Source organism: Nocardiopsis sp. JB363, from assembly GCF_900143625.1.
Lineage (GTDB): Bacteria > Actinomycetota > Actinomycetes > Streptosporangiales > Streptosporangiaceae > Nocardiopsis.
This window is the reverse complement of record NZ_FRFF01000026.1, coordinates 18,072-28,303: the sequence shown is the minus strand read 5'-3', so window position 1 is coordinate 28,303 and position 10,232 is coordinate 18,072. Positions and strand designations below refer to the sequence as shown.

The following is a 10,232-nucleotide window of genomic DNA, read 5'->3' as shown; positions in this document are numbered from 1 at the left end:
ACGGCATTCGAGATGTAGCTCCGTCTCGTGGGCTCGGAGTTGTGTATATGAGTCAGCGACGAAAGCACGAGAGCACTGTGGCAGCCCCAGAGCCGACGCCGGTCACCGACGGTGTCAAGCGCATGTACGACTTCCTCCGCCAATCGGAGGAGACGCGGAGTAAACCTGTGCGTACGGTGGACAGCGCCGCCAGAACCCTCTGGTTCGGTGACCTGCCACGGGACACGCCGAGCGTCGCCTCAGGGTTCTTCGACACCGACACCACTGGCAACACCAACACCACCGGTACCTGGTTGCTCGTGGAACGGCTTCAACGCTCCGACCCTCCGGCGCTCCCCGGACTTCTCAGCCCCTGGGTGGACCCCGAGGCCCTCTGGTCCCGCGAACGGGAACAACCGCCGGGACTGCGCGAGGAGGCACTCGTACGTGTCACCGGAGGCGCTGAACAGGGCGGGGAACCCTCCGCCCGCCCGCCGGACGGTCGCGCCGCCGCCCTCACGGATCTGCACGACCGTGAGGAGGTGATCGCGGCCCACCGCGTGTGGGCGGAATCCTGGCGGGCCTGGGCTGAGCGGGAGCGCCGTATAGCTCCGCTGGTCAAGCTCTACGAGGACCTCCACCGCATCCGCCAGGAAGCGGTGGGCTTCGGAGAGTCCTACGAGCTCGTCCTCGGAATGGGGCTCCTGACCTGGACAGCCGAAGGCCACGCGGTGCGGCGTCACCTCCTCACCCGGCGTGTGGTCCTCGGCATGGACGACCAGGGCCGTATCGAGGTCACCCCCGACCCCGACGCCCCCGGCTTCACCCTTGAAGAGGACATGTTGGAAGCCGGTCAGCGTCTGCGGGAAGAACCCGGCGAACGCCTCCGCGTCCTGCTTGAACGCGCCTCGGAGTCCCCCGGCCCGGAAGGCGTCCAGTACCTGCACGAAGCGCTCCGGGAGTGGGCTCTGTCTGCCTCCGCCGGTGCCCGATACGAACAGAACCTCCAACGCCAGCCCGCGAACACGCCGGGCGAGACGGCGCTGGTCTCCTTCGCCCCAGCTCTCGTCCTCCGGGAAAGGCCCAAGCGCGGACAGGTGAACGCCCTGCGTGAGATCAGCGAGGCAGTGGCGCGGCACGGTGCACCCACCGGCCTGCTTCGGCACATCATCGGGGAGGGTCCCTCCTCGGAGCCGGGACGGGAAGGGGAACACGGTGAGGACGGACCCCGGCCGCCGGTCCCCTCCGAGGAGCTGTACTTCGCCCTGCCCTCCAACGACGAACAGCGAGCCATCGCCGACCGGTTGCGCGACAGTGATCTCGTCGTCGTTCAGGGCCCGCCGGGAACCGGCAAGACACACACCATCGCCAACCTGGTCACCGACCTTCTCGCCCGGGGCCGGCGCATCCTCATCACGAGCCACACCACTCGGGCGCTGAAGGTCCTCAAGGACAAACTCCCGGAACAGATCCGTCCTCTGGCGGTGAGCCGCACGGGAGACGGTGTGGAGGCCCAACGCGAACTGGAGAACTCGGTCCGGGCCATCCTCGAACGCCAGGCGGGGAACGACCCGGCACGGGCCAACAGCGAGATCGCGGCCCTGGAGGACCGGCTCAGCAGGGCACGCCGGGATCGGGACCGGGCGCTGAAGGACCTGCGCGCCATCCGTGAACGGGAGACCCACCACCATCCGCGCGACGTCGGTGACTACGAGGGCACCCTCAGCGCTATCGCCGAGCGCCTCGCGGCGGAGGAACCACGCCACTCCTGGATCGGTTCCGTAGCTCCGGACCAGCCTCCGCTCGGTTCGGCCGCCGCGCTCTCCCTCCTCCACACTGCCCGCGACTACACCCCCGAACTACGTGCCATCACCGCGGAGGTCCCCGAAGCAGGCCGTATCCCCGCTCCCAGCGCCTTCGAGCAGGCGCTGGAAGCGGTCGCGCGGGCCGAGGAAGCGGCCGAAGGCGCTGCGGGCACCTGGGGCGGTGATCTCGACGAGCTCCTACGCGGGCTCACCCGCGAACAGTGCTCCCGACTCCGCGCGCGCTTGGACGGGTTCACCGCCGCCGGGGTAGCGACCGCACGCCTCGACCCGGGGTGGGACCTCCAACGCGGCAAGGCCTTGGCGGGCCGTGACCGAGAGATCCGCACCCAGGCGGAGTCGGTGCGCACTGCCCTGGAGAGCGCTGAGCGCGACATGGCAGAGGTCGGCCGCGCCCTCATCGGTGGACTCGATGGCTTCGGCCTCGGAGAGGCCCTCGGGCATGCCAACGACCTGCACGACGGTCTGTCCGCGGGTCAGCGCCTCCACGGTTTCCTCGGTCTGCGTACCGCTCTGGCCAAGCGCAACGCCGCCTTCCTGTCGGCCGTCACGGTGGACGGCCGCCCGCCCGACAGCGACCGGGCGGCTCGTGTCCTGCTCCACCGCGTTGACGCCGAACGCGCCCTGTTCGAGGCCGACAGCGCGATGGCCGCGGAGTCCGGAGCCGCGGACTGGGAGAACCCCCGAACCCGTACAGCTCGCCTCAGCGACACCCTCGCCGACCTGGACCAGCTCATCGAACTCGCGGCCGCCAGGTCCGCTCTGATCGAGGCCGCCGTCGGGTTGCCTCAGCTGACCTCCCTGGACTGGGCTGACGGGGCCGAGACCGCCAGGGTCGTGACCCTGCTGGCGGCCGTGGAGGCCGAACTCGACGCCGCCCCCGCCCGGGAACTGCTGGAGGGGGCACGCACCGAACTCCGGCAGTGGGCCGACCACTCCCACCCCGAGCCCGAAGCACTGCGCCGAGCCCGCACCGCCGTCCGCACCCGCGACCCGCAGCTGTACACCGACGCCTGCACCGCCCTGGAACGCGTACGCGGTGCCGCCCGTCTGGCGGACGCCTACGACAGGGCGTTCGCCGTCGTCTCCGACGCGCACCCCTCCCTGGCGCATGCCATAGCTGACGCCCCTCAGTCGCCGGTCTGGGACGAGCGCCTCACCGGGATCGAACCGGCCTGGGCCTGGGCGGTGTGGAACCGGCGCCTCGCGGAGTTCACCGACCCCGAAGCCGAGGAGAGGTGCCGTTCACGCCTCAAGGAAGCCGACGGCGAAGCCCGACTGACCATGGCCAGGCTGGCGGCGGCCAAGGCCTGGCAGTCCTGCCTGGTGCGCCTGACCCGCGACCAGGAGGTCGCGCTGCGCTCCTACCAACAGAGCGTGCGTCAGCTCGGAAAGGGCACCGGTACGCACGCCCACCGCCATCGGCGCCACGCCAGGGAGAGCCTGCGCGAGGCCCAGCCCGCCGTACCCGCGTGGATCATGCCGCTCTACCAGGTGGTGTCCACGGTTCCCATGGACACCCCGGGAGTGTTCGACGTGGTGATCGTGGACGAGGCCAGCCAGTCCGGGCCTGAAGCGTTGCTCCTGGCCTGGCTCGGCAAGAGCCTCGTGGTCGTCGGTGACGACAAACAGGTCAGTCCGGCCAACGTCGGTGTCGACCAGGAACAGGTCTTCACTCTCCAGGAACGGCACCTGGGCGGCTATCCAGCCTCGCGGCGCCACCTGTTCTCCCCCAACCGGAGCCTGTTCGACATCGCTTCCGGCCTCGCGGACAGCCGTGGTCAGCTCATGCTCAGGGAGCACTTCCGCTGTATGCCCGAGATCATCGGGTTCTCGAACGAGAACTTCTACGACGGCAGGCTCCAGCCCCTGCGCCAGTACGGGGCCGACCGCCTACCCCCGGTGAAAACCGTCCACGTGGGCGACGGCATGCTCGAGGGCAGGAACCAGCGGCAGACCAACCCGGCCGAGGCCCGAAAACTGGTGGGACAGATCGCCGCCTGCTGCGCCGACCCGGCCTACGAGGGGCGGACCATGGGCGTGGTCACCCTCCAGAGCGGAGCCCAGCAGACGCTCATCGAGGACCTGCTCGTCGAACGTGTGAGCCTGGAGGAGCGTACGGAGCGCCGGATCCGGGTCGGCAACCCCGCCGCCTTCCAAGGCGACGAACGCGACGTGATGTTCCTCAGTGCGGTCTGGGCCCCCTTCGACGCCGAGGGGGAGCCGCGCCGTCCCGCCCCCTACAGTTCCCAGTCGAGTCAGCAAGCCCTCAACGTCGCCGCGTCACGCGCCCGCGACCAGGTGTGGCTCTTCCACAGCTTCGCGCTCACCGACCTGGGGGAGACGGACCTGCGCCGCGCCTACCTCGACTACCTCGCTCGACCCGTCCACGAGCAGGACGGCACCGGGATCGGGGACGTACCCGCTGACGAGCGGGTCGCGCCCTTCGACAGTCTTTTCGAACAGCGCGTCTACCGGGCGCTACGCACCCGCGGCCACCGGGTCCGGCCGCAGTACCCGGCCGGGCGCTACTGGATCGACCTGGTGGTCGAGGGGGGTACCCGCCGTCTGGCGGTGGAATGCGACGGCGACGCCTTCCACAACGAGGCCAACGCCGACGCGGACGCGGCTCGCCAGCGCGAACTCGAACGGGTCGGCTGGACCTTCGTGCGCATCCGCGGCAGCAGGTTCTTCCGTGACCCCGAGAGCGCTCTGCAACCCCTGTGGGAGCAGCTGGAGCGGATGGAGATCAAGCCCGTCGGCCTGTGATGTGAGCGCTGCCAGTACCGTCAGCGCGGCTGCCGTCAAGGTTAACCGGCTCGAACGTGCCCCAGATGACGCTTCTTGCCCATCGCGACAACCACTGAAAACCACCGACCTCAAGGCGCCCGAAGGGGCGCTGTGAGCAAGACAATCGGGGCTGAAACCACCTGCTCTACACCGGCGACATCACCGGTCAGCCCACGAGCAGCCCCAGCCCCACTACCCCCTCGGAGTCCCCATGTTCACCCAAGGCCGCCTGACCCGAGGCCAGGGTCTCGACCCGCGACGGCACCGTCCTGGACGAGTACTCCACACTGGTCAACCCCCAGCGTCCGGTTCCCCATGATGACCACGCCGAGATCACCGACGCCCAGGTCAAGCAGGCCCCCACCTTCGACCGGATCGCCGGGGACCTGCTCGAACGGCTCAGCGGCGCCGTGGTCGTATCCCACAACCTGGACTACGAAGACCGCTTCCTCGACAGCGAACTCAAGCGTCTCGGTGTCCGCGCCACCGGTGTCCCCGGACTGTGCACACTCCGCCTCATGCGCAGCCAGCTGGACACCTATCCCTACAAGGCCCGGCACCTGTACCGGCTCATGACGGGGGAGTGGCCGGCGTGGAACTCCAACGCCCTGTCCGGAGCCCGGCAGCGCGCGCACATGCTGCGCATGCTCATCGACCAGAGCCCGGTACCGCTCAGCTGGACCGGTCCCGGGCCTGTGCCGCTGCCCGCGCTGCCGCGCAACGGGGTCATCGCCCCGCACATCGTGGGGCTGCGCAGAGGGCAGGAAGGATGGCTGGCTAGCCTCGTGGCCAGCCTGCCCGACATGAACCCCTCGCCCCGGCCCAGTCCTCAGGGGGCGGCCGCCTACCGGTCGATGCTCGGCCACGCCCTGGCTGACGGCAAGATCGTCGCGGAGGAGGCCCGCCCGCTCGCCGACCTCGCCACCGCCGCCGGGTTCACGCAGTCCACCATCCGTCAGGTGCACGAACAGGTCATGCTCGAAGCCCGGGCCCGTGCCGAGGCGGACGGGATGGTGACCAGCACCGAACTCCGCGAGCTGGAGAAGGCCGCGAAGAACCTCGGGGCCGGGCACGCCATCCAGGACCTGCTCCACATCGCGGAGAAGGAGAAGGAGCGTAAGAACGGCCCGCTCAAGGGCTGGCGGATCGTTCCGCTGGGGGAGTCCGCCGCGATCAGCGCCGTGGCGGAGCACGCCGTGGTCCAAGGTGCGACCGTCGGGGTGAACGTCACCAAGACCGTGCGCCTGGTGATCGCCGAGGGGGGTTCGGAGGATCCCAAGGTCCAAGGGGCACTCGAGAGCGGGCACCGCGTGCTGACCCCGGCCCAGGCGTGGGACGTGCTGAAGGAGGCCTCCCACCGGGCCGACCGAAACCTGTTCGAGGACGGCGGCAGCGCCAGGATCGCGGGTCAGGTCAGTGCCGAACAGCGCCAGCACCAGCGGACCGAGGACCACCGGAACTGGCTGACGACCTGGCGGCCCCGCGAGCTCACGGAGAAGGAGTACCACCGCGAGTTCATGGCCCCGCACGAACAGCGCGACCGGGCGGCGCGTGGCGAGATCCGGGCGGACCGGGGCCCGCACCGGATCACCGCCACTCTCCCCGCTGAGGCCCAGAAGAAGAGCGGCGGCTGCGCGGGCGTGGTGCTGCTCTTCATGGCGACCGGGGCGACGGTTGCGGCGGCAGTCTCGGGACTGCTGCCCTTCTAGACGGAATCCAGCGCTTCCACCCCCTGACGAGGAGCAAAAGACCATGATGGAGAACCAGGTGCGTACGTGCGGACGTCCCACCAAGTCCGGGAACCCCTGCAAAGTCCGGGTAAGCGGATCGGACGTTGCCTGCGGTATCCACTCCACGGAGCAGGACCGGGCTGTGGCCGACGCGTACCGGTGTGGCTACCAGGAAGGTCGTGAGTCCGGCGCCAGGTCCTCCAGCGAATCCTCCAAGCTCCGAATCACGTGGCTTGAAAGGCAGGTGGAGGAACTCCGCCAGCGACTCGACAAGGAAACGCGTATCCATGAGATCGGAGGAGACCAGGTCGTGGATGTCGGAGGTTATGCCTATCGCTGGCGTGGTGAGACTCCGCTTGAAGTCGGTGACCGCGTGCTCCTGCCCGAGAACTACGTCAGCCGATTGAAGCACGGGCCTGGCCCGCTGGAAGCGACCGTCACCAGTTTGGGGACGACCTACCAAGGACCTCTGGCGTTCGTTCTCGGCAGAATGGACCGGAACTAGCACGCGCTCCAACAGAAACGCCTTTTTAGAACATCTTTTTCCGTGGCCGTGGCCGGACGCACCATTACACGTCGCGGTCAAGGTGGGTTCCGAGTCACTGCGGTTTCGTTGCTGGGTGGGGCCGACCCGCACCGCCCGTCCTCAGCTGCAGTGGAGGCGGGTTCCTTTCTTATGGAAACAGTTACCTGATCCGCAGTTATAACGAACCTATCGACCTGTGGGTATCGAGCCTTCTCCCTTGTTATGGTTCCCTGACCAGTCACCGGAGAAGGGTCGTCATGGAATTCAACGAGAAGGTCTCCGCGCTGAGATTCAAGGTGCAGAAGCAGCGCGAGATGGCCCAGACCGAGGAGGCGGCGAAGAACGCGTTCGTCATGCCCTTCATCGCGACGGTTCTGGGATACGACGTCTTCGATCCGCGCGAGGTGGTTCCCGAATTCACCGCTGATGTGGGGGTGAAGAAGGGAGAGAAGGTCGATTATGCCATCATGCACAACAACGAAGGGCAGATGCTCATCGAGTGCAAGAAATCGAACGGGGAGTTGAAGGTCGAGCACGCGTCACAGCTCTACCAGGGCTGTTTCAAAGTCGGGTGAGGTCGGGATCAGCGCTGGTCACGCGAGCCCGAGAAGGTCGAGCGGGCGGTTGAAAGCCTCGTAGGACATCCAACGCACCGCCTCGGGGATGCTCGTGTGTCCCAACTCCGCCAGCAGCGGGATCACCAGGTTGCGCAGCATCGCCATGTTCTGCGGACCGTGCCCGGTCCGCACCCGCGAGGCATCCTCACCAAAGCTCACGTCCCGTACATGATGTAGCGCCTCGATCCGCCAATGATCCCGCACCAGGCCCGCCAACCGGGCAACGTTGGCCCGCTCGGCGGGCAAGCTCGTGATGACGTAGGCGTAGGTACGCCGCACCCGCCCGGTGGCCAACTCCTTGACCCACCGGTGCACCCGCAGCACCTGCGCCGCGTGGGGGAACGTGATCCGGGGTGCGGTGAGTACCTTGACCGTGCGCCTCTCCTGCCGCCCGTGCCCACGCGAGGTTTCGGTGAACAGGGTGGGCGCCTTCGCCCATGGAAGCACTTTGACCTGGTTGAACAAGGTCGGTTGGTTGCGTTTGACGGTGAGCACGTAGTGGGCCTTGCGCTCGCTGACCAGGTGCTGGGCGGTGTCGGTCTGGGTGTGCAGTGCGTCGGCTGAGACCACGCTGCCTTCGATGTCCAACCCGTCAAGGACATCTTGGAGAGCACCGATCTCGCTGGTTTTGTTGGCCACCCGGACCTGGGAGGCGACGTTGCCGGTGGGGGTCATCGCGGCCAGCGGGTGCACGGACTGGTGGTCGCGGGTGCGTGAGCCTCGCACGCTCTTGCCGTCGCTGATGAGCACGGCCAGGTCGGCGGTGGTGGTCATGCGGGTCAGGGCGGTGGGGTCCAGGCTGGTCAGCACCCGTCGGATGGTGGCTGTTGAGGGGGCGGTGCGCACTCCGAGTTCGGGGCAGGTGGTGCGGGCTCCCAGCCGGGCCAGGGTGTGCTGGGGTGCGTTGGTCGCCCATGGGCCAACCGCGGTCAGGGAGCGGGCTCCGGCCAGCACCGCGCACAGGCAGATCAGGACGATGCAGCCCAGGCGGTGGCGGCGGCCCCGCCGGTGGCGAGGATCAGCTTCTTCCTCTGCGGGCGCGGACAGGGCGGAGGCGGGCATGGCAGACTTGGGGTGCAACGGAGTCCTTGTGAGGCCAGGGGTGTGAGAGTTCCTGATCTTCTACCAGGGCTCCGTTGTTGTGTTCAAGGGGCTTCCCTCATGCTGAAACGCTCCTGTGACCAGGAGCGATGCCGCCCGTCACTGACTTTGCAACACCCCTGGGAATGAACCCGGAACCGATGGTGCGAGACGAACACGCCGGTGGAGGCAGCGCGAAGCTTCGCGGACCCGGGTACGTGGAACCGCTCGATCACTTCGCCCGTGACGCCCCTTGAGCCTTTCCGAGCGATGAACGTCAGCGACGCCTCGGCGCCGGGGGACGCAGGTGCCGCATCAGTGACTTGAAACGCTTCCAGGAGTCCGGTTCCACCCCGTCCCCGATCCGATACCACACGACCGGGGTCATCGGCGGGCCGAACGCCTCGCCCTTGACCGGGGCGGCCAACGCGCTGGCCTTGCCCAGCGCGATCACGCCCTCGGCTCCCACGGCTAAACCGACCGGGATCGAGACACCGGCCCAACGCGGCGGCTGGAGCAGGTCGGCGCGGCCCATGGCGCGTCGCACCGTCATGGAACGCAACCCGTCACGCTCGGCCAACCCTCGCACCAGCGGCTCCAACGCCGCCAGGTCCGGATCGCCCTGGACCCCGACCGTGAAACGAACGTGTTCGCGCATCCCCGAGGCGGTTCTCAAGACCCGCCAACGACCACCGAACGTGAGGTCGGAGCCGTGCGGCCCATGGAACAGCACCGTGGTCTCACCCGGCGCCCGCCCGCGCGCCAGGTCGGTGAGTTCGGCGGTGTCCCAGGCGCGGGAGAACGGTTCGGCCACACCCCACACCGATGGTGGGGCACCGCCCAACTGTTGGGCGAGCAGTTCCACGACCCCGCCCAGTTCCAGTTCGTCGGAGACCGGATGATCCATCTGTAGGTCCACGTACAGATGGGAGCCGGTGACGTGTTCCCGGCGTGCCTGGAAGTCCTGGTGCGGGCCGTCCTTGGTCTCCGCTTGCGGGTCCGGGACGTAGCCCACCCCGTCCTGCCACGTCAGCGGTAGACCGTTGAACCCGTCGTAGTGGTGTCCGTCGTCGGTGCGCACCACCCAGGTGGCGTTGGGGTCGCTCAGGAGCGTGCACAGGCCATGCGTGAGCATGGAGCCGGAGGGGGTGAGCAGTTGCAGGCCCAGGCCCTCGCGCCCGTACCTGGCCAGCGCGTCCACCAACCAACTGGACAACGGCACCACCGGGCGGTCCTGTATCAGTACCGCGTTCTTCTCGGTCACCGCGCTCACCGCGGGGTGGTCGGTTCCCCCGAGCAGCCACGGGTCCCGGGACAGCCGCGACTCCGGCTCCCACAGCACTCCACCGTGCCGCTGGACCAGGGCCTGGGCGAAGCGGCGGGCCAAAGCGAGGGTGTCCACGTCCGCCAGGTCGGTGCCCCGAGCCTCCACCCACAGGGGTTGTGCCGGAAGGCCGTCGGCCAGGCCCTGTTCCAGGAGCCGGTCGGCCTCGGAGGACGCGGCCAGGTGTTGTGCGGACTGCACGGCGAGCACCAACCGGCCCGAGTCCTCGCGCAGCTCCACCACGGTTCCCTCGGCGACCAACCGGATTCGTAGCGCGGGGTCGGCCGCGGCCAGGGACTCCAGCAGCGAACGGCGGCTGGGGCTCTGCGCCAGCAGAGCGATCACGTCACGGCTCAACCGAGG

At 68.5% G+C, this 10,232-nt stretch carries 7 protein-coding genes; 4 read left to right on the top strand and 3 right to left on the bottom strand.

Annotated features, from left to right (window positions below):
* Nucleotides 1–47 precede the first annotated feature (47 nt).
* Nucleotides 48–4,571 (top strand): AAA domain-containing protein, encoded by a 4,524-nt coding sequence (locus BQ8420_RS05215; RefSeq protein ID WP_235005937.1) that lies wholly within the window; start codon nt 48–50, stop codon nt 4,569–4,571.
* Nucleotides 4,572–4,758: 187 nt separating this feature from the next.
* On the opposite strand, the gene BQ8420_RS32590 is transcribed toward BQ8420_RS05215, so the two are convergent.
* Nucleotides 4,759–4,944, bottom strand: a complete 186-nt coding sequence (locus BQ8420_RS32590) for a hypothetical protein (RefSeq protein ID WP_235005936.1) — start codon at nt 4,942–4,944, stop codon at nt 4,759–4,761.
* A 58-nt stretch (nt 4,945–5,002) separates the two neighbouring features.
* Here BQ8420_RS32590 and BQ8420_RS05210 point away from each other — a divergent pair, with 58 nt between their 5' ends.
* From BQ8420_RS05210 to BQ8420_RS05200, 3 genes are all read left to right on the top strand, one after another.
* Entirely contained in the window at nt 5,003–6,301 is a 1,299-nt protein-coding gene (locus BQ8420_RS05210) for a 3'-5' exonuclease (protein ID WP_235005935.1), read from the top strand.
* A 163-nt stretch (nt 6,302–6,464) separates the two neighbouring features.
* Nucleotides 6,465–6,827 carry a hypothetical protein gene (locus tag BQ8420_RS05205; RefSeq protein WP_235005934.1) on the top strand — a complete coding sequence of 121 codons (363 nt, stop codon included), beginning with the start codon at nt 6,465–6,467 and terminating at the stop codon, nt 6,825–6,827.
* A gap of 278 nt (nt 6,828–7,105) precedes the next feature.
* Nucleotides 7,106–7,423: a hypothetical protein gene (locus BQ8420_RS05200; protein WP_235005933.1), complete on the top strand. Its 318-nt coding sequence runs from the start codon at nt 7,106–7,108 to the stop codon at nt 7,421–7,423.
* Between the two features lie 18 nt (nt 7,424–7,441).
* Here the strand turns inward: BQ8420_RS05200 and BQ8420_RS05195 are convergent, their stop codons facing one another.
* Together BQ8420_RS05195 and BQ8420_RS05190 are read right to left on the bottom strand one after the other, a co-directional pair.
* Entirely contained in the window at nt 7,442–8,545 is a 1,104-nt protein-coding gene (locus BQ8420_RS05195; protein WP_235005932.1) for an ISAs1 family transposase, read from the bottom strand.
* Between the two features lie 277 nt (nt 8,546–8,822).
* On the bottom strand, nt 8,823–10,226 hold the full coding sequence (locus BQ8420_RS05190) for a DUF6177 family protein (RefSeq protein WP_087096660.1): 1,404 nt from the start codon (nt 10,224–10,226) through the stop codon (nt 8,823–8,825).
* Nucleotides 10,227–10,232: the final 6 nt, after the last annotated feature.